Source organism: Thioalkalivibrio sp. ALM2T (assembly GCF_000381505.1).
In the GTDB taxonomy this organism is placed as follows: domain Bacteria; phylum Pseudomonadota; class Gammaproteobacteria; order Ectothiorhodospirales; family Ectothiorhodospiraceae; genus Thioalkalivibrio; species Thioalkalivibrio versutus.
Genome location: NZ_KB906565.1, coordinates 83710 through 103001 on the forward strand (window position 1 = coordinate 83710; position 19292 = coordinate 103001).

Annotated in this window: 22 protein-coding genes; 6 read left to right on the forward strand and 16 right to left on the reverse strand. The window is 66.6% G+C overall.

Annotation, left to right across the window (positions count from 1 at the left end; all coding sequences use genetic code 11):
- Positions 1-44: 44 nt before the first annotated feature.
- Both grpE and hrcA read right to left on the reverse strand, forming a co-directional pair.
- On the reverse strand, positions 45-611 hold the full coding sequence (grpE, locus tag F816_RS0110515; protein ID WP_019594696.1) for a nucleotide exchange factor GrpE: 567 nt from the start codon (positions 609-611) through the stop codon (positions 45-47).
- 118 nt (positions 612-729) lie between these two features.
- Positions 730-1788 (reverse strand): heat-inducible transcriptional repressor HrcA, encoded by a 1059-nt coding sequence (hrcA, locus tag F816_RS0110520; protein WP_018145342.1) that lies wholly within the window; start codon positions 1786-1788, stop codon positions 730-732.
- A gap of 115 nt (positions 1789-1903) precedes the next feature.
- Here hrcA and F816_RS0110525 point away from each other — a divergent pair, with 115 nt between their 5' ends.
- On the forward strand, positions 1904-2782 hold the full coding sequence (locus F816_RS0110525; protein WP_018169154.1) for an NAD(+) kinase: 879 nt from the start codon (positions 1904-1906) through the stop codon (positions 2780-2782).
- A 4-nt stretch (positions 2783-2786) separates the two neighbouring features.
- Positions 2787-4448 (forward strand): DNA repair protein RecN, encoded by a 1662-nt coding sequence (recN, locus tag F816_RS0110530; protein WP_019594697.1) that lies wholly within the window; start codon positions 2787-2789, stop codon positions 4446-4448.
- A gap of 187 nt (positions 4449-4635) precedes the next feature.
- On the opposite strand, the gene F816_RS0110535 is transcribed toward recN, so the two are convergent.
- Genes F816_RS0110535 through F816_RS0110545 form a run of 3 tightly spaced genes read right to left on the reverse strand, consistent with a single transcriptional unit; the run spans position 4636 to position 6330 of the window.
- Positions 4636-5121, reverse strand: coding sequence for a gamma-glutamylcyclotransferase (locus tag F816_RS0110535; protein ID WP_019594698.1), 486 nt, complete (start codon positions 5119-5121; stop codon positions 4636-4638).
- A 2-nt stretch (positions 5122-5123) separates the two neighbouring features.
- Positions 5124-5636 (reverse strand): YcgN family cysteine cluster protein, encoded by a 513-nt coding sequence (locus tag F816_RS0110540; protein ID WP_018937236.1) that lies wholly within the window; start codon positions 5634-5636, stop codon positions 5124-5126.
- The gene (locus F816_RS0110545) at positions 5629-6330 is read right to left on the reverse strand and encodes a hypothetical protein (RefSeq protein WP_018937237.1); all 702 of its coding nucleotides are present in this window, start codon (positions 6328-6330) and stop codon (positions 5629-5631) included. Before F816_RS0110545 ends, F816_RS0110540 begins: the two co-directional genes overlap by 8 nt.
- Before the next feature lie 102 nt (positions 6331-6432).
- Between F816_RS0110545 and F816_RS0110550 the strand changes: the two genes are divergently transcribed.
- The 3 genes from F816_RS0110550 to F816_RS0110560 all read left to right on the forward strand — a co-directional run bounded on the left by F816_RS0110550 (position 6433) and on the right by F816_RS0110560 (position 8360).
- Positions 6433-7569 carry a hypothetical protein gene (locus tag F816_RS0110550; RefSeq protein WP_019594699.1) on the forward strand — a complete coding sequence of 379 codons (1137 nt, stop codon included), beginning with the start codon at positions 6433-6435 and terminating at the stop codon, positions 7567-7569.
- 93 nt (positions 7570-7662) lie between these two features.
- On the forward strand, positions 7663-7878 hold the full coding sequence (locus F816_RS0110555) for a hypothetical protein (protein ID WP_019594700.1): 216 nt from the start codon (positions 7663-7665) through the stop codon (positions 7876-7878).
- 50 nt (positions 7879-7928) lie between these two features.
- Positions 7929-8360, forward strand: a complete 432-nt coding sequence (locus tag F816_RS0110560; protein ID WP_019563598.1) for a hypothetical protein — start codon at positions 7929-7931, stop codon at positions 8358-8360.
- Positions 8361-8430: 70 nt separating this feature from the next.
- Here the strand turns inward: F816_RS0110560 and F816_RS0110565 are convergent, their stop codons facing one another.
- On the reverse strand, positions 8431-9096 hold the full coding sequence (locus F816_RS0110565; protein ID WP_018175860.1) for a tetratricopeptide repeat protein: 666 nt from the start codon (positions 9094-9096) through the stop codon (positions 8431-8433).
- 212 nt (positions 9097-9308) lie between these two features.
- Here F816_RS0110565 and F816_RS0110570 point away from each other — a divergent pair, with 212 nt between their 5' ends.
- Positions 9309-9587, forward strand: a complete 279-nt coding sequence (locus F816_RS0110570) for a hypothetical protein (RefSeq protein ID WP_018169160.1) — start codon at positions 9309-9311, stop codon at positions 9585-9587.
- A gap of 108 nt (positions 9588-9695) precedes the next feature.
- Here F816_RS0110570 and F816_RS0110575 read toward each other — a convergent pair whose 3' ends face one another.
- The 10 genes from F816_RS0110575 to soxX all read right to left on the reverse strand — a co-directional run bounded on the left by F816_RS0110575 (position 9696) and on the right by soxX (position 19193).
- Positions 9696-9884 (reverse strand): hypothetical protein, encoded by a 189-nt coding sequence (locus F816_RS0110575; RefSeq protein WP_019594701.1) that lies wholly within the window; start codon positions 9882-9884, stop codon positions 9696-9698.
- A 223-nt stretch (positions 9885-10107) separates the two neighbouring features.
- A complete protein-coding gene (locus F816_RS0110580) occupies positions 10108-12225 on the reverse strand; it encodes a TonB-dependent receptor domain-containing protein (protein WP_026333230.1) in 2118 nt (705 codons plus the stop codon).
- A gap of 255 nt (positions 12226-12480) precedes the next feature.
- Positions 12481-12654: a hemin uptake protein HemP gene (gene hemP / locus F816_RS14630; RefSeq protein WP_019594703.1), complete on the reverse strand. Its 174-nt coding sequence runs from the start codon at positions 12652-12654 to the stop codon at positions 12481-12483.
- Complete coding sequence (locus F816_RS0110590; RefSeq protein ID WP_018145328.1) at positions 12651-13067, reverse strand: biopolymer transporter ExbD; 417 nt, start codon at positions 13065-13067, stop codon at positions 12651-12653. Before F816_RS0110590 ends, hemP begins: the two co-directional genes overlap by 4 nt.
- Before the next feature lie 3 nt (positions 13068-13070).
- A complete protein-coding gene (locus tag F816_RS0110595; RefSeq protein ID WP_018169164.1) occupies positions 13071-13820 on the reverse strand; it encodes a MotA/TolQ/ExbB proton channel family protein in 750 nt (249 codons plus the stop codon).
- Positions 13821-13862: 42 nt separating this feature from the next.
- A complete protein-coding gene (locus F816_RS15080) occupies positions 13863-14513 on the reverse strand; it encodes a TonB family protein (RefSeq protein WP_019594704.1) in 651 nt (216 codons plus the stop codon).
- A 496-nt stretch (positions 14514-15009) separates the two neighbouring features.
- The gene (locus tag F816_RS0110605; RefSeq protein ID WP_019594705.1) at positions 15010-15492 is read right to left on the reverse strand and encodes a peptidylprolyl isomerase; all 483 of its coding nucleotides are present in this window, start codon (positions 15490-15492) and stop codon (positions 15010-15012) included.
- A gap of 108 nt (positions 15493-15600) precedes the next feature.
- Entirely contained in the window at positions 15601-17511 is a 1911-nt protein-coding gene (gene htpG / locus F816_RS0110610) for a molecular chaperone HtpG (protein ID WP_019594706.1), read from the reverse strand.
- Complete coding sequence (locus tag F816_RS0110615; RefSeq protein WP_019594707.1) at positions 17508-18416, reverse strand: 23S rRNA (adenine(2030)-N(6))-methyltransferase RlmJ; 909 nt, start codon at positions 18414-18416, stop codon at positions 17508-17510. Before F816_RS0110615 ends, htpG begins: the two co-directional genes overlap by 4 nt.
- 90 nt (positions 18417-18506) lie before the next feature.
- Positions 18507-19193 (reverse strand): sulfur oxidation c-type cytochrome SoxX, encoded by a 687-nt coding sequence (soxX, locus tag F816_RS0110620; protein ID WP_026333232.1) that lies wholly within the window; start codon positions 19191-19193, stop codon positions 18507-18509.
- Between the last annotated feature and the right edge of the window lie 99 nt (positions 19194-19292).

Below are 19292 nucleotides of genomic sequence, written 5' to 3' on the forward strand. Positions count from 1 at the left end.
GGCCGCGTGTCCGATACCCCGAAAACCGGCCCGAAAAGACGGCGTCAGGCGCTTTCGTCGATGTTCGGCGAGGTCGGCGCCTTGGAGACCACCACCATCGCCGGGCGCAGCACGCGGTCCTGCAACCGGTACCCCTTCTGCATGGTGGCCACCACGGTGTTCGGCGGGTTCTCCGGGTCTTCCTGCATGGACATCGCCTGGTGACGCTCCGGATCGAAGCGCTGCCCGGTCGGGTCCTCGGACTGGATGCCGAACTTCTCGAACACCCGGGTCAGGTTTTTCAGGGTCAGCTCGGCGCCCTCGATGATGCGCTCGACATCCTTGGACTCGCGCGCCGCCTGCAGCCCCAGTTCCAGCGAGTCGCCCACCTCCAGCATTTCGGCAGCGAACTTCTCCATTGCGTACTTGTGCGCGTTCTCCAGCTCGCGCTCGAAGCGGCGGCGCTGGTTCTCCAGCTCGGCCTGGGCCCGCAGGGCCTGGTCGCGGCGCTCTTCGGCCAGGGCCTCGAGCTCCTGCAGCCGATCATCCGTGCCACCCTCGGCCTCGGGGGCCTCCTCGTTCCGGGTCTCGAGTTCTTCCGGCTGTTCCTGGGGTTCCCGCTGTTCGGACATGCTGGCCTCGCAAATCAATGAAAAACAAAATCGCCCGCCGCGCCGATCACCGGCGGACAGGGTGGATTGGGTTGTCTATCTGGATGCTGGGGGCATTCCCCCCGGTTTCAAGGGGCCGCTACTTGGAATCATCCACCGGGTGATCGCCCAGCGCCGAGCCCAGCAGGCGGGCCGTCACGTCCACAATCGGGATCACCCGGTCGTAGGACATCCGCGTGGGACCGATCACCCCGAGCACGCCTACCACCTCGCCGTCGACACTGTAGGGCGCAGTCACCACCGAACAGTTCTCGAACCAGTCGAGCCCCGATTCGCGGCCGATGAAGATCTGCACCCGGTCGCCGCGGATGCACTGGTCGAGAATACCGAGGATCTCCTGCTTCTCGTTGAAGGCCTCCAGCAACTGACGCAGGCGGGCCATATCCGCCAGCTCCTCGTAGCCGAGCAGGTGGGTCTGGCCGGCCACGACCACATCGTCCGGGTCCTCGTCGCCCACCGCCTTCTCGCCCAGGTCGATCGCCGCCAGCATCATTGCGTCCAGATCGTCGCGCACGTCACGCATCTCGCGTAACAGCTCGGCGCGCACCGCATGCAGGCTCTTGCCGGCCAGATGGGCATTCAGGTAGTTCGCCATGCGCTGCAGTTCGTCCTGGCTGAAGTCACGGTCCAGTTCCAGTACCCGGTTCTGCACCTCCTTGCCGTCGATCACCAGGATCGCAAGGATGCGGCCCTCGCCCAGGCGCAGGAACTCGATCTGACTGAGCGCCACGTTGCGATGCCGCGGCAGGCGCACCATCCCGGCCATGCGCGTGACCCGCGACAGCAGGTTGCTGGTGGCGTCCATCAGGTCCTGGGTGCTGGCACTCGGATCGAACCCCGACTGGATCGCACGGATATCCTCCGGCGAGGGATTGCGCACCTCCAGCAGGCTGTCGACGAACAGCCGGTAACCGGCCGGGGTCGGTATGCGCCCGGCCGAGGTATGCGGCGAATGGATCAGCCCCATATCCTCGAGATCCGCCATCACGTTGCGCACGGTGGCCGCGCTCACGCTGAGGCCCGAGGTCCGGGCCAGGGTGCGCGAACCGACGGGCTGGCCATCCCGGATATAGCTCTCGATCAGGGTCCGCAACAGGGTGCGGGCCCTGGCGTCCAGATTGATCGTTGCGTTTTCCATGGATCGTCAGCGCTCCACTCGGTCGAGTGCTTAAAGGGTTCAGTCTTGGATCGTGCGGGAATCAGGTCAAGAAACCCCGGGTGCAGTCGCGGTCCCTTTTCCGGATAATGCCGGCATGATGCCAGACTTCAACAAGGTCGGACTGGTCGGCAAGTCCAGCGACTCGCGTACCGCACCCCTGGTCGCGACCCTGGTGGGTCTGCTGCAGGAGCGCGGCCGCCAGGTCTTCATGGAACAGGAGATCGACGGCTTCGAGCGGCCGGACAGCGTCGGGCTCCTGCCGCTGGACGAGCTGGCCCACGCGGTAGACCTTCTCATCGTGATCGGCGGCGACGGGACACTGCTGGCCACGGCCCGCGTCACCGCGGATGCCGACACCCCGCTGTTGGGGATCAACCTCGGCCGGCTCGGCTTCCTGGTGGATGTCTCCCCCGACACCGCCCCGGAGGAACTGGGCGAGGTCCTGGATGGCGCCTTCGAGCGCGAACCCCGGGCCATGCTCGAGGCCGAGCTGATCCGCGACGGCGTCACCATCCACCGCGGGATCGCCCTGAATGACGTCGTCCTCCACGTGCTGAGCGTGGTGCGCATTATCGAATTCGACACCGCGATCGACGGCATGGATGTCGGACGCCTGCGGGCCGACGGCCTGGTGATCGCGACCCCCACCGGTTCCACCGCCTACGCGCTGTCCGCCGGCGGGCCGATCCTGACCCCGCAGCTGGACGCGATGGTGCTGGTGCCGGTCTGCCCGCACAGCCTGAATCACCGCCCGCTGGTCGTCAGCGGCCGCTCCACGATCGAGATCCGCCTGTCCAGCGGCAGCCGCTCCCCAGCCCAGGTCGCACTGGATGGCCAGGAGAACGTGGACTTCGCCCCCGGCGACCTGCTGCGCATCCATCGCCGCGAACAGGCCCTGACCCTGATCCACCCCCGCGAACACCACTTCCTGCGCGTGCTCCGCACCAAGCTGCGCTGGGGCGAGCAGCCCTGATCCCATGTTGCATCTGATCAGCATCCGCGACTTCGCGATCATCGACCGGCTGGAACTGGAGCTGGACACCGGCCTGAGCGCTCTGACCGGCGAGACCGGGGCCGGCAAGTCCATCCTGATCGACGTGATCGGCCAGCTACTGGGCGACCGCGCCGACGCCGGCATGGTGCGCGAGGGTGCCGAACAGGCCGATCTGTCGGCCGAGTTCGCCCTGCCCGCCAAGGGCCCGGCCAGCGCCTGGCTGGCCGAACAGGACCTGGCCGAGGCGGACGACGATCACGTGCTGCTGCGCCGCGTGCTGACCCGCCAGGGGAAGAGCCGCGCCTGGATCAACGGGCGCCCGGTCGCGGTGGGTCAGCTGCGCACCCTGGGCGAATGGCTGGTGGACATCCACGGCCAGCACGCGCATCAGCAGCTCCTACAGCGCGATACCCAGCGCCACTGGCTGGACGGCTTCCTCGACGGCAACCCGACGCGCGATGTCCGCGAGGCCTACCGCGCCTGGCGCGATGCGGCGAGCGCGCTGGACCAGGCACGCGAGGCCCAGGCCGACACCTCCGACCGCCTCGACCTGCTGCGCTTCCAGAGCGGAGAACTGGCCGAGCTGGCCCCGGTACAGGACGAATACCCCCGACTGTTGACCGAACAAAACCAGCTCGCCCACGGCACCGAGGTACTCACCGCCCTGCAGACCGCCAGCCAGCAGATCGAGGAGGACAGCGGGCTGGACACGCAGCTGGGCCAGGTCCTGCACGCCCTGCAGGACGCCGCGCAACACGACGAACGGGTCAGTCCGGCGGTCGAGCTGCTGGAATCCGCCCGCATCCAGGTCGATGAGGCCGGCGACCACCTGCGCCGCCTGGCCGACGGCATCGAGCTGGATCCGGAACGTCTCGCCGAGCTGGATACTCGCGTCAGCGAATACCTGCGCCTGGCGCGCAAGCACCGGATCGACCCCGAGGCCCTGCCGGGCCTGTTCGATGAACTGCACACGGAACTGGATGCCCTGGAAAACGGCGATCAGACCGTTGAGGCCCTGGAGGCCCGCGAGCAGCAGACCCGCGCGGCCTTCGATACCGCTGCCACGAAACTCACTCAGGCCCGCCGGAAGGCCGCCAGCCGCATCGGCCAGTCGGTCACCGAGACCATGCAGGAACTGGGCATGGCTGGCGGCCACTTCGAGATCGGGGTCGAGCCCGCCGAAAAGCCGCAGGCCCACGGCGTGGACCACATTGAATTTCGCGTGGCCGCGAACCCCGGTGCTGCGCCGCAGCCGATGGCCAAGGTCGCCTCTGGCGGCGAGCTCTCGCGCATCGGGCTGGCGCTACAGGTACTGGCCAGCGAGCAACAGACGGTGCCTACGCTGATCTTCGACGAGGTCGACAGCGGCATCAGTGGCGCGGTCGCCGAGGTGGTCGGGCGCAAGCTGCGCAGCTTGGGCGAGCGCCATCAGGTCCTGTGCGTGACCCACCTGGCCCAGGTCGCCGCCCAGGCGCACCACCAACTGGAGGTACAAAAGAGCCACGCCAAGGACGGCACCCGCACCGCAATCCAGCCGCTGGACGACGAACGCCGCGTGGAGGCCCTGGCCCGCCTGATCGGCGGCACCCAGCTCACCGAGACCACCCGCACCCACGCCCGCGAACTCCTCGCCTCCGCCGGCTAGCCCCTCCCCGGAACCACGAATACCAGAGAAACCGTAGGATGCGATGAGCGCAGCGAATCGCATCGTTCAAGACGTAGCACTCACCCCAGGCTCCACCCGATGCGATTCGCTGCGCTCATCGGCATCCTACCGCTGACGGACCGTGCCACCGGCGCCCCAGCACCGCGTAATGAGCACGCCGTACGGATCAAGACCGCGCCGACCAGACCCCATCCGGCAGGTAGCGCGCATCGGGCGGCAATTGCGGCATCCAGTACACCCAGAGGGCCCGGGGTCCCTCCTCCGTCCAGGCGGGAACCAGCGCGCGGCGATATTCCCCGCGGCCGTCGCGGCACAGGCCTTCGAGGGCGTCCACTGGCGGCAGGGTGCAGGCCGGGTCGGGCAGGCGGATCCATTCGCCCTGGACGCGACCCCATCCCTCATCGGGCCGTTCGCAGTGCAGGGAGGCCTCGTGGTGACGCTGACGTAATGCATCCCGCGTGGGGTCGGGCCCCGCTTCGAGCAGGATGCGTTCCTGCGGAATACGGACGGCCGGGTAGCCCACGGGCAACTCGCACAGATAGCCGGCAATGGCGGCCTCACGGATCTTCAGCGCCCGCGCACAAAAGGCCCGGTGGTTCGAAAAGCCCCGCTTGAGCGTTCCGTAGACGAACAGGTCCACCACCTCCGGCATGGCTACTCCCGCGGCAGACGGACCACCGGGCGCCACAGGCGCGCGGACTCGGGCACCTCGCCGGGCCAGTCCACGACGTAGTCGATCAGTGGCAGGTCCGGGGCGTCCTGCTCGCGGATCACGCGCCCGGCCACTGAAACGCGGGCGCGGCGGACCGTCTCCGGATCGCCGCTCAGCAGCGGATGCCAGGCTGGCAGAGGGTGGCCCTCGAATCGCAGCCGGTAGGCGCAGGTCGGTGGCAGCCAGTGATAGTGCGGCAGGTCCTTCCGGGTCAGCTGGATGCAGTCCGGCACGAAGTCGCGGCGGTTCGTGTAGTCGGAGCAGTAGCCGGTCTCGCAGTCGAGCAGATCGCAGGCCAGCCAGGTAAAGGCCAGCTCGCCCGAGTCCTCGTCTTCCAGCTTGTGCAGGCAACAGCGCCCGCAGCCATCGCACAGGGCCTCCCACTCGGCATGGGTCAGGCTCTCGAGCGGGCGCTCCCAGAACGGGCGGTCATCCGTCGGGTTCGACTCACTCATGATCCCCGTGATCCTCGCCCAGACGGCGCCGCCCCTCATCGCGCAGGCGCTCCACCGTCTGCCCCCAGCGGTCCTGGGTGACGTAATGCATCAGCACGCGGCCGCGCCGCGGGACCAGGATAACCAGCCCCTCCTCGGGGTAGAGCCAGTAGCTGTGATCGGAGGCGATGCGCATTCGCTCGCGCGGCTCGCCGAAGCGCTTGGTGATCAGGTCCTCGGTCCATTGCGCGCGGGGGATGTAGCTCATCTCGACGATCGGCACGTTGCCCAGCGAGGTCAGGGCATTGTCGCTCAGCCCGTAGCGCCGGGCGCCACTGGGCATCGGGCGCTCGGAGGTGACTTCGGACTGAATCCGGTCCAGCGCGGCCTCGTCCAGATCCGGGCGCAGGATCAGGTTGGCCTCGAATGGGGGGATGCGCGCGTTCACGTAATAGGCCTCAAGCGAACGCGAGCCGTCCGCGTCCACGAACAGTCGGATATCCGGCACCGGCAGGCGGTGCATCAGATCCGCCATGGTGGTCTCGCCCAGCACGACCCCCAGCACCCGGGTGCGCTGGCGGTCCCCCACCTCGATCTGCCAGGGCAGATCGGAGAACTGCTGGCTGCGCATCCCGCCGGGGTTGGAATAGACCCACATGGCCAGGGCCAGGATGACCCCCATCACCACCAGCCCGATGATCCAGCGTATGCCCATTCCGCGATTCCCCTCGAGACAACGTGTAGCCCGCCCGTGGCGGGCGCTGTGCGGCGCCTCGTATAATGCGGCGCTCGCCCGACGACCGGATAACAGCCCACCATGTTCGCACGTTTGTCTGCCTGGATCACCGCCCGCTCCGTCCCCGATGAAAGCAGCGGGCGCATCCTGGTCCTGGCCCCGCGGGCCACTCTGGAGACCGCCGCCGACTGGCTGCAGGCGTTGGCCGGGTCCGTCGGCCCCATCGCCCTCGGCGTCACCGACTGTGGCCAGGACCGCGAGGTCGAGGGCCTGATCGACGGCCTCCCGGCCCTGGCGATGCGCCCCGAACTGGCCACCATGCGCCTGGCGCGCCTGCAACCGCGGGCCATCGTGGTCGTCGGCCCCCTGCACGCGGGCGATCTGGACCTGGGACCCGCCCTCGGCGCGGTCCACGTGCCACGCATCTGGATCAATGCCGAGGGTGACGGCGCGGCAGGCGTCGAATGGAATACGGTCTTCGCTGCGCGCGCGGTCGCTACCCCCTCCGGCCCGGTCGAGGTGATCGGCGATCCGATCGCCGGGGCGGTGGAACTGCCGCCCGCGCCATCCGGAGATGACGGGTTCTGCGAGCGTTTTCGCGAGTACCACGAGAAGGGTCACCCGATCCTGCTGGCGCCCAATACTGGCCCGGGCGAGGAGGCCTTCGCCTTCGCCGTGTTGTTCGCGGTCCTGCGCAAGAGCGCCGCCATCCTGCTGCTGGCCCCGGCCGACCCGGCACGCCACGAGCCGGTCTATCGCGACGCGATCAAGTACTCCCTGCCGATCATCCGCCACAACCGCTTCATGACGTCCTTCGTGCCGCGCAAGAACCGGGTCTACTACATCGAGGACCCGGAGACCCTGCACGCCGCCTACACCTGCGCCGACGTGACCCTGCCGGGTGGCACCCTGGCCGCCAGCGAGACCCCTCCGGACCTGGGGCTGCCACTGGCCTGTGGCAGCGCGGTGATCTGCGGCCCCGCGCAGCACGAGCGCCATCCGGACGCCGCCACCCGGCTGCGCATCGCGGCCGAACACACCGGCCTGGTCGCCCGCGGCGAGGACCCCGAACAGGTGGCCGAAGAGGTGCTTGCCCGCCTGGCGGAAGGGATTGATCGGCAGGCTCGCCGCGAGCGTCTGGCTGCATGGCAGGCGCGACAGGCCGGCGCCCGCGAGGCTGTTCAAGCCCGCCTGCAAAGCTTGCTCGGCACCTCCTAACGCCTTCCCGGATGGGCTTCCGGTGAAGTGCAACTAATTGATCTATAATTCGGTCGTAGGGTTGCAACCGAAAACCATGACGAGTTCGAAACGATGATCGACGGCAGCACCTCCCTCGCGGGCATTCAGAAGGGCATGACCAGCATGCGCCAGCAGGCACATACGTTGGCCACCGAGAATGCGGGCAGTCGCGAGGGCATGGGCGCCCAGGTCGGCATGATCGCCAGCCAGAATCAGATCGAGGCCTCGGTGAAGACCTTGCAGGCCGAAGATCGAATGATCGGCTCACTGCTGGATGTGCGCGCCTGAATCCAGGCGACAAGACCACGTAACGATCAGGGGGCTCGACGAGTCACACGATGGAAGTCCCAGTCTCCAACCCCTCAGCTGCAATACCGATCGGCACACGCCCGACCGGAAGCGACCGGCTGGGCCTGGGCCAACTCTCCACCCCGGCGGATTTCGAACGCCCGCTGAACGATCCGGAGGCCGGCGCAGCCCGCCGGCCGCTCGAAGACCGCCCGGAACAGGACGACAACCGGCGCGGTGATGCCGAACAGGATCAGGGACTGGCCTTCCCGCGATCGGACCAGGAGATGGCCTCCCGCGCCCGCGTGGCGGCCCAGATCGAGGCGTTCCGCAGCGGCAATGATTCCGCCGAGGCCATGCCGGCGGACGGCGGCCCGCTGAGCGGTGGTGGTGTCGAGGCCCTGCGCCGTCGCGTGGAACTCGCGGTCAGCCTAGCCGGCCCGGCCGAAGAGCCGCGCCGCGAACTGAACGTAGTGATCTAGCCCAACGCCAACCGCAACGCCTTGCCCCTTTCTCAGTCTCAGGGGCATCCCAATGCGAGCGCCCGACCCGCTATTGCAGACGGGGCGACGAATGGCCCTGCAACCACTCCTGCGCACGCTCACCGGCATGCAGGCGCTGCTCCGGACTCAGCTCGCGAGCGACCCGCTCGCGGTGTCGCGCGGCGCTCGCGACCCCCATCTCCGCGGCAATCGCATACCACTTGAACGCCGACACGTCGGACCGCTCCACGCCCTCGCCCATCGCGAACAGACGCGCGAGATTGGCCGCGCCACGCCCCTCACCAGCCTCGGCCGCCAGCAGGTACCACTGTGCCGCCTGTTCCGGGTCCTGCGGCAGGCCCCGGCCCTCGTCGAACTTGAGCCCCAGATTGAACATGGCCTGGGCGTTCCCGCGCTCTGCCGCAATATGGAACCAGCGCGCTGCCTCGTTGGGATTCGCCTCCGGCCCATCACCCTGTTCGAACAGGACCGCCAGGTTGAAGGCCGCATCCGGGAAGCCGGCCTCGGCTGAGCGCTGGTACCACTGCGCGGCCTCGAGCGGATCCCGGGGCAGGTACTGCCCCTCGTCCAGCAGCACGCCCAGATTAAACGCGCACTGCGGATCACCCGCCTCGGCGCCCTGGCGCCAAAGGGTCATCGCAGCGTCGTGTTCACCGCGGGCCCAGGCCGAGCGGGCCTGATCCAGGAGGGGGTCGGGTTGGGAGGATTGCGCCATCACTACGGTCCGTGAATTGCCTGGGCATCACTGTAGCGGCGGGTTCGTGATGCGTCGACAAACCGCACGGGGATACGTGATGAGCGCCACGATCGCCTCACCGAAACGGTGGAGTGTGATGAACTTCTCGCAACATATGAGGGGGTATTCCGGTCAACTGGATTGAACGTCATTTTTCCGTTCACATTCACCCCGGATACACAGGAGTTTCCATGAAACATTCCACCAAAATCCTGGCCGCCATGGCCATCGCACCCCTCGTCTTCCTGATGGGCTGCTCCGACGGCGACATGGGCATGGACGAGTTCGAAGAGCAACAGATGCAGGAACAGCCCGAGACCGGTGAAGGCGGCATGCAGAGCGCCCCGCCACCCCAAGACGGCATGCAGCAACAGCAGCCGCCGGAAGGCGAGATGCAGCAGCCCCCGACGGATGACGGGATGGACGAGCAGGGCGGCTCCCTGGAACCCGAGGGTGACGACCGCCTCTGATCCTGCCCCGGATCCATCACCCAGGCGGACCAGCTGGCGCTGGCCCACCACAAAAAAGCCCCGACACGCTGCGCGTGCCGGGGCTTTCACGTACTGCAGGGCAGGAAATCAGTTGCTGAAGGTATCTTCGATCTCGTCGCCGGCATCCTCCATCGAATCGCCCGCATCGTCCATGGCGTCATCGATGTTCTCGCCGGCCTCTTCCGCCGGGCCCTGGTTGTCACACCCCGCGAGGGTGGCACTGCCCAGCGCCATCATCAGGGCAAGCATCAGGATCGTCAGTCGCGATTTCCACATGGTGTTCTCCTTTACCGTAAGGGTCCTTTCTCGCTTCGCCCCCAATACCCGACAGTTACCCGTCGAACCGGGGACACTCGGGGCATTCGACCCCGAAGCCCAACATACGATCCGTGTTGCCGGAACCCCGCCGTCCAGAATGTGACGGGCTCCCGATTCCGGTTTCCCATACAAGAAGACCGCACCCGAGGAAGGTGCGGTCTGCGGTTCAAGAGGCACCGACTCAGAACCGGTGCGTTAACCCGACCGAGAACGTACGCGGTTCGTTGGGCCGGGCACCGTCCGGGGAGCGGGAGATGATTTGTTGCTCATCCAGCACATTGCTCACCCGCGCATAGAGGTCGGTGTCCTTCCCCAGGGGGTACTCGCTCACCAGATCAACCGTGGTCAGCGACTCGGTCCGATCGAATGCGCCCCCGGTCCGGTTACAGCCATCGCTGGTACACGTCGCGTCGATGTACTTCACGACCGCGTAGTGGTTCCAGCCGCTCGCGTGCTCGAGGCCTCCTCGCAGGCTGAACTGGTGGCGCGGGATCCCCTGCAAGCGATCGCCTTTTTGCTGCCCCGAGGCCGGGTTGTCCGCGCTGGCCTCGGCACGGGTGTAGGTGTAGCTGGCCTCCAGGGGCGCGTGGAAGGATCCCAGGTCCACCCCCGTGGATGCCCGCACCTCCAGTCCGGAGATGACCGCCTCCCCTGTCGTGAAGGTCCCGGAGGTGGAACCGTCCGAGCAGGGCGTCGCCACCGAGCAGTTCTGCACGAAGTCGGAGAAGTCGCTGTAGAAACCAATTGCCTCGACAAACGCATGGTCGCCCTGATACCGGGCGCCCAGTTCCCAGTTCGTGCTGGTTTCCGGGTCCTGTTCTTCGGTCGCACCGCCCCCCAGGGGAGCAAATCCACGGTGAACCCCCGCCAGCAGTTGCCAGCGATCCGTGAAGTCGTAGGTGAGCGCGGCCCCGGGCAGCCAGACGCTGCTCGAATTGGAGCGCCGCGAATCCACGACGTTACGCTGCGTGTCGGCATACTGGGTCCGCGAGGTCTCGACATCCTCGTAGCGCAGCAGCAGGTTCGCGGTCAGCCGGTCACTGACGTACCACTCGTCGGCGAGCCAGAAGCTCCAGGCCTGCGCATCCTCGAACCGGTTGTTGCTGCCCGCCGGCTGGATGGTCTCCTGGTAGACCAGGGAACCGTTGACCTGATCGTAGATGTCGTCCGGCTGGAAGCGGTCCATCTCGTCCTGGTGATAGCGGACACCCGCACGCAGCCAGTGGTCCCCGAAATCCATGCCCAGTTCGGTCTGGATGCCCTCGGAGACATATTCGCGGTTATTGTTGCGGTAGGTCAGTCCCGCCACATCATCTTCGCCCCGGAGGATTCGCTGCGCGGTCGCGTCGCCCCGATTGGCGTCGTCAATGAACGCGCCGCCCCCGCCCAGCTTGAACCAGTTTCGGACAAATTCGTTGCGGTACAACGTGGTGGTCATGCGCACGCGCTCGGACCAATCGATGTCATGCGTGACGCTCAGACCGAGGTGGTCGTTCTCCATCTGATCGATCCCGGACAGGCCATACCGCCGATTGGGATCACGCGCGAAATCCGCGTCGGTCAGGCCAAGATAGGTCTCGTTGGACGTTTCCTCCGAGTACTGGACCTTGGCCTCGATGCTCTGGCGCTCGCCATCCCAGCGCAGCTTGCCGACATAGTCCTGGATGTCGTAGCCGGTATCGCGGTTGCTGCGATCGATGTCCTTGAAGCCGGCCCCGTTGCGCTGGACGGTCTCGACCATGTAGCTCCAGTCACCAGAGCGATCCCCGAACATCGCGTGCACGTCGGTGCCGCCCCGATCGTTCACCACCGTCTCGATGGAGCCTCCGCGTTCCCGGGGGATGGGCGTGGACACCAGATTGATCACGCCGCCGGTGGTCTGCGGTCCGTGGCGCAACAGCGGGGCCCCCTTGAGCACTTCGATCTCGTTGATCCGCATCGTGGTCGGGAAATAGTAGGCCGCCGGGTTGGAATACGGTGCCGGGGCGATCAGCACGTTGTCCTCCATCAGGGTCACCTTGCTGCTGCGGCCCGGAGGCGCCGCACGGATCCCGATATTGGGGCGCAGCCCCGTCCCGTCTTCCTCCTGCACGTACACGCCGGGCACGGTCTTGAGCGCCTGGTGGATGTCCGTGGTCCCTTCGGTTTCCAGCTGATCGCGACCCACCACCGCCGCCGAGCCGGGTAGCCGTTGCGTCGCGGTCACATCTCCGAGGATTTGCACCGGCGCCAGCCGGGCCTCGGTTCCGGATTCGGCGGTCGGGGCGGCCTCGTCGGCATGCAGCGCGGGAATCCCCACGGCCCCGGCAATTGCGAGCACGACGGCGCGCCGCCTCCATACCCCGGAGTTGCGCGGGTGGTCGGCGGGTCGTGCGATTCGGCGGCTTTCCAGATAGTTTCGAGCCATGGTTGTCTCCCTTGAGTTGGCCAGCATCAACACCGCTGCGGACGCTGAGGCGCCGCGGATCGGTGACGGATTGGAGGCTGGCTGAGGGAGAGGCTCCCCTGGCTGGCGGGGGCCACGGTGTGTACCGCGGCCGGTGTTTCACGCGACTTACTTGGTCAGGATCAGCTTGTCGTTGGCGGTCCGGCGCAGGGTGTACCACTCGCCGCGGTGGCAGATGCGGATCTGCCGCGCGGGTCCCAGCAGCTGCTCGCTGGCGATCTCGCGCGGGCCCGGATCCTGGCGGGCAGCCGGCTTGCCGGGTGGATGCGTTCCGGAATTCATTGTTCCCCCTCCGGTTCGGAGACGAAGGCCATGCGGCTCACCCCGGACTGGCGCACCTCGGCCATCACCCGGGCCAGGCGTTCGTAACGCGTGTCACGATCCGCACGCAGATAGATCGCGATGTCCGGTTGTGTCTCCAGCGCCTCGCGCAGGCGCGCCGGGAGACGCTCCAGCGAGACCGACTCGTTGTTCCAGTACAGGTCGCCGCTTCCGTCCAGGGACAGCGTCACGCTATCCGGCAGCTCGTCCACCGGCTCGCTGGTGGCCTGGGGCAGATCCAGATCCACCGAGTGGGTAATCACCGGTGCAGTGATAATGAAGATCACCAGCAGCACCAGCATCACATCCACCAACGGGATCACGTTCATATCCGACATCGGTTCGCTGGTGTCGCCCATGCGTCCGAAGGCCATGGCTTAGCCCTCCTGGTGCAGGCCGTCGTCCGGCAGCGCATGCGGATCGGTGCGGCGGTCACGCGCCTCGCGAGCATTGCCGGGCTTCAGGTCAGAGTGCATCAGCAGCGCATGCACATCGTGTGCGAAGGCCTCGAAGTCCTGATGCAACAGGCGCTGGGAGCGATTGAAGATGTTGAAGAAGGCCACCGCCGGGATCGCCGCGGCCAGGCCGGCGGCCGTCGCCACCAGGGCCTCGCCGAGCGGACCCGCCACCAAATCCATGGACACCGACGACTCCTGGGAGATGTCGATGAGGGCGCCATGGATACCCCAGACGGTACCGAGAAGTCCGACAAAGGGCGCCAGCGCCCCGACCGAGGCGAACACGATATTGCCGGCCTGCATGCGCAGCAGCTGCCGGTCCATCGCCTGGCGAATCCGGCGCACCACGTGGTCGTCCAGGCGCTGCTCGGCCTTGTCCGATCCATCACGAACCCCGCGGTAGTCGTCGAACGCGGCAAAGGCCTCCTGACCGATCACCGCCAGCGGGCCGCGCTGGTCGTGGATCGCGTCGTGGAAGGCCGGCGCCGTCTGACTGGCATCGAAGGCCGCCAACGCGGCGCGGTTGTCGCGACGCACGCCAATCAGCGTAAGCAGCTTGCTCGCGGCAATCGCCCAGGTCGCGACGGACATCAGCAGCAGGATCGCGAAGACCGCGACCAGCACCGGGTCACCATGGCGAAACACGTAGAAGACATCGAACTCGTTCATGCAATCATCCCCGGCTGCGCAGCGCTTCATGCGCCGGCCTTGTCATCGAATCGAAAAATCCATCGGTACGAGCACCACGCCCTCCACCGCGCGTCCCCCACGGCGGGCAGGCTCGAACTCCCAATGCTCGATCGCCGCCTCGGCGGCATCGTCCAGGCGCCGGTGGCCACTGCTCTCCTCCACCGACCAGTCCAGCGGCCGCCCCTGCGCGGAGACCCGCACTCGCAGCAGGACGGTACCCTCCTCACCACGGCGCAACGAGATTCGCGGATAGTCTGGCGGCGGGTTGTTCAGGTACTCCGCCCCGAACCCCGGCTCCTCGAAGGGCTCGTCCTCTTGGCCCGCCGGCCCAACGGGGGCCGCCTCCGTCGCCGGCTCCTGGTCTTCGACCGGCCCGGATGTGCCCGAACGACTCGGTTCTGGCTCCGGTTCTGGCTCCGGTTCTGGCTCCGGTTCTGGCTCTGGCTCTGGTTCCGGCTCTGGTTCCGGCTCTGGTTCCGGCTCTGGTTCCGGCTCTGGTTCCGGCTCTGGTTCCGGTTCCGGTTCCGGTTCCGGTTCCGGTTCCGGTTCCGGTTCCGGTTCCGGTTCCGGTTCCTCAAGTGTCTCGGTCACGGCGTCGGGTTCAACGACCGCCGCTTCTTGCCCGGTCGGGTCAGGCAACACCGCGTCCAGTTCGACCCAGTGTGCCTCCATGCCTCCGCCCCGGGTGCCAGCCAACTCCGGTGCGGCATCACGCATCACCCATAGCGAGCCCAGTATCCCGCCGTGCAGCGCGAAGCTCACGGCCACGCCCAGCGCCAACGCACGACGACTGCCGGAAGGGGATATGGAAAAACGGTTGGTCATGGATGAGCTAGCTCGCCGCAGGACACGAATGTATAGACGCCTTGACCGAAGAGAAGCTAACCCCCGCACACATCGCCGCGTATGGGTCACGGATCTCCCGGAATCCGACTATCGTGGCTAGCCGGCGGATTGCCAAGTCACTGCCCACGAACAGAGCGCACACTACCCTTAATGCGAATGGTTTGCAATACCAGTCGCATGTGGCGCCATTCGCTCCGGATCGATGCACGGCAGCCGGGTCAACTTTCCTCGGGTCCAAAACAATAAAACCCGCCCCGGCGGCACCGGGGCGGGTCGAAAAAGGCGGCTAGGCCGGCGTGTCACACACCGGCCCGTGGCGCGATCAGTGCTGGTGACCGCCTTCGCCGTGAGCGTGGCCGTGTTCCAGCTCTTCCGCAGAGGCCTCGCGGACTTCGACAATCTCGACGTCGAAGTTCAGGGTCTCGCCGGCCAGCGGGTGATTGCCGTCGACCGTGGCGGTCTCGCCCTCGACCTTGGTCACGGTGACGGTCAGCGGGCCGTTCTCGGTCTGCGCCTGGAACTGCATCCCCGGCTCGACGGATTCGACGCCCTGGAAGGCCTCCATCGGGATCTCCTGAACCATGGCGTCGATCTTCTCGCCATAGCCTTCTTCCGGGGAGACCTTCGCCTGGACCTTGTCACCGGCGGCCTTGCCTTCCAGCTCCTTTTCCAGACCCGGGACAATCTGGCCTTGTCCGTGCAGGTAGGCCAGCGGCTCGCGGCCTTCGGAGCTGTCGATCTTCTCGCCAGCATCGTTGGTCAGGGTGTAGTGGATGGCCACCACGGCGTTCTGCGCGACTTGCATGGGCTTTGCCCTCTTAATACATGAACTTTTAAGGGTAACGCGGAATATCGCTCCACGTCAGGTCCACCCGCCGGACACGCGGTTTCCGGCGGGCGAGTGTCCGCCAGGTCAGGCGGCCTTCTGCAGCAGCAGTCGGTTCAACCGGGCGACGAACCCGCTCGGGTCCTCCAACTGCCCGCCCTCGGCCAGCAGGGACTGCTCGAACAGCAAGGAGGCCAGGTCGTTGAAGTCGTCGCCTTCCGCGGCCTTCAGGCGTGCGACCAGCGGATGGCCCGGGTTGACCTCCAGCACCGGCTTGCCGGAGAAGGTCTCCTGGCCGGCCTGCTTGAGCAGTTCCTGCAGGTACAGGGCCATCTCGTGCTCGCCAAGCACGATACAGGCCGGAGACTCCACCAACCGCCGCGAGGGCCGCACGCTCTCCACGCGGTCGCCCAGAGCCTGCTGCAGACGTTCCGGCAGATCGCCCAGGTCGCCCTCCGCGGCTTGTTCGCCGGTCTCGTCCTTCTGCTCGGCGTCCTCGCCGATGATCTTGTCGAGGTCCAGGTCACCCTTGGCGACATTCTTGATGGGCTTGCCGTCGAACTCGCGCAGGTGGGACAGCAGCCACTCGTCGACCCGGTCCGACAGCAACAGGACCTCGATCCCGTGCTTGCGGAAGATCTCCAGGTGCGGGCTGTTGCGCGCGGCGGAGGCATTGTCGGCAGTGATCAGGTAGATCGCCTCCTGGCCCTCCTTCATGCGCTCGAGGTAATCCGGCAGCGCGACGTTCTGGGTGTCGTCGCTGTTATGGGTGCTGGCAAAGCGCAGCAACTTGGCGATCGCCTCCTGGTTGGCGAAGTCCTCGCCGGGTCCCTCCTTCAGCACCCGCCCGAAGTTCTTCCAGATCTCGGCGTACGCCTCGGGCTCGTTCTTGGCGATGCTTTCCAGCAGCCCCAGGATCTTCTTCACCGAACCGGAGCGGATCGAGTCCACCAGGCGGTTGTCCTGCAGGATCTCCCGCGAGACGTTCAGCGGCAGGTCCGCCGAGTCCACCACCCCGCGCACGAAGCGCAGGTAGTTGGGCAGCAGCTTGTCCGCGTCGTCCATGATGAACACCCGCTTCACGTAGAGCTTCACCCCGTGGCGGGCATCGCGATCCCAAAGGTCGAACGGCGCGCGCTTGGGGATGTAGAACAGCGTGGTGTATTCCTGCCGGCCCTCCACGTGGTTGTGGGTCCAGGCGGCCGGATCCTCGAAGTCGTGCGCGACGTGCTTGTAGAACTCCCGGTATTCCTCGTCGCTGATCTCGCTCTTCGAGCGGGTCCACAGCGCGCTGGCACGGTTCACGGTCTCCCAGTCGTCGGTAGGGTTGCCCTCCTCGTCCTGCTTGCGCATGCGGATGGGGAACGCCACATGGTCCGAGTAGCGCCCGATGATGTGGCGCAGACGCACGGGCTCGAGAAACTCGCCAGCGTCTTCCTTCAGGGTCAAGGTGATCTCGGTGCCGGCCTCGGTGCGCTCGCATGGGGTAATGGTGTATTCACCGTCGCCAAGCGACTCCCAGCGGGTACCCGCATCCGCTTCACTGCCGGCGCGGCGCGTCTCCAGGCGCACGTGGTCGGCGACGATGAACGACGAGTAGAAACCCACACCGAACTGACCAATCAGCTGGGAATCCTTTTTCTGGTCGCCGGTCAGCTTCTCTAGAAACGCCTTGGTACCCGAGCGTGCGATGGTGCCGATATGCTCGACCACCTCGTCCCGCGACATGCCGATGCCATTGTCGCGCACCGTAACGGTCCGCGCCTCCGCGTCCACCTCGACGTCAATCACTAGCTCCGCCGGCTGCGGGATCGCGTCCGGCTGGGCCAGGGCCTCGAAACGCAGCTTGTCACAGGCATCGGCGCCGTTGGAGATCAACTCACGCAGGAAGATCTCGCGATTGGAATAAAGCGAGTGGATCATCAGCTGCAGAAGCTGGCTGACCTCGGTCTCGAAGCGGCGAGTCTCGGTGCTGGGTTCGGTCTGAGTTTCGGTCATGGCGTGCGTGTCCCTTGATTGTTCTCGACACGTCGTAAGGTAGGGTCGCCTGTCCCGTTTTCAAGGACCGCGGCCTGGTAAAGCCCGCCCGCTCCTTCCGGATCCAGCAGTGCCCAGACCGGCGCGAGCAGCTCCGGAAGCTGCTCCTCCAGCTGCCACGGCGGACGCAGCACCAGCATCCCGGAGCCCGCCAGCCCGAGGTGGCGCTCCGGGTCGGCGGCGATACGCAACTCGCTGACCAGCCAGGGATCGTCCAGCTCGGCGCGTAACTGTTCGCGCATCGGATGATCCGGCCGGCCTGCGAGAATGGGGTACCAGACCAGGATGATCCCGGTGTTCCAGCGCCGACGGATGGTGGTCACCATCTCCGCCACCTCGCGGTACTCCGACTTGCGCTCGTAGGACGGGTCCAGCAGGACCAGACCGCGGCGTGGCTCCGGCGGAAACAGCGCTCGCGCGGCCTCGCGCGCGTCACGCTTGTGCACATGGCAGCGTGAATCGCCGGCAAGGCGCGTCTGCAGCCGATCATAGGCCTCCGGATGGAGTTCGCACGCGATCAGGCGATCGCGTTCGCGCAACCGCGCCTGAATCAGCAACGGGGACCCCGGATATTCGGTAAGGCGCGGGGGCTTCGGCTGCATCCCCCGCAACGTCTGCAGGAACGTCCGGCCCGCGGATGGCCAGACCGGATCCGCAGACCACAGACGTGCGATACCGGAGGTGGCCTCGTCGGTCTTGCGTGCCCGCGCGCTGGTCAGGTCGTAGCCCCCGGCGCCGGCGTGCAGGTCCACGGCCACGAAGGGTTTCTCGCGCCCGCGCAGCGCTTCCAGCACCTGCCACAGGACTAGGTGCTTGTGGACGTCGGCAAAATTTCCGGCGTGGTAGTCATGTTGGTAGCTGAGCATGCGTCCCTCAAACAAAAAGCCACCGCGAGGGTACCCGCGGTGGCTCAAGAAGGGCAGCCCGGAAGGACCACCCTCGACCGTGTGAACGGCTTACTGGTTGACCGGCGAGTCCGGATCCAGAAGATACGCCATGACGTGCGCAATCTGTTCCTCGCTGAGGAAGTTGTTGCGCCCAAACCGCGGCATCTTGGTGCACGGGAAATACTGGTGGGGATTGGACACCACCTGGTGCACGTAATTCACCACCGAACTGTCATTACCGCGGGTGGCCCCATACCCGGCCAGGCTCGGGCCCAGGGTGCCGTAAAGCTCCTCGGCCGGATCCATCTGATGGCAGGCGTAACAGTTACCGCCTGCCTCGCGGGTACCATGGTCATCGTTTCGATGACCGATACGGTAGCCATACCCGGAGCGCGCCAACTCGGCGCCACGGCGCCAGTTGCCCAGGCGCGGACCACCCGGCGGCTCCTCGTAGCTTTCGCGGGCCATGGCGATCACCTCGCCCGCGGTCCCGGAATCCGGATCGCCCTCGATCGAACAGGCGGCCTGAATGCCATCCTGCACCATGCGATCACGGGCCGACCCACCTTCCTGTGCCTCCTGCTCGAAACGGTAGCTGTCCGTCTCCAGCACAAGGTGTTCTGCCAATTCGTCGGCGCTCATCGCCGTAATGTCGACTTCGCCACTGGTCTCGCCCATCCAGCCATCGCAACCCGCGATCAGCACCGTGGACGCCAGAACGGCCAAGCCCGCCCCAACTGTCTTGTTCCTAAGCATCCCTGATGTCTCCTCTTGCGTCGGCTATTGCCGCTTCTTGCCGATCATCGTGCCGGCGTCTTCCAGGCGTAGGCCCGGTTGCCTCCAGGCCCGATGGAG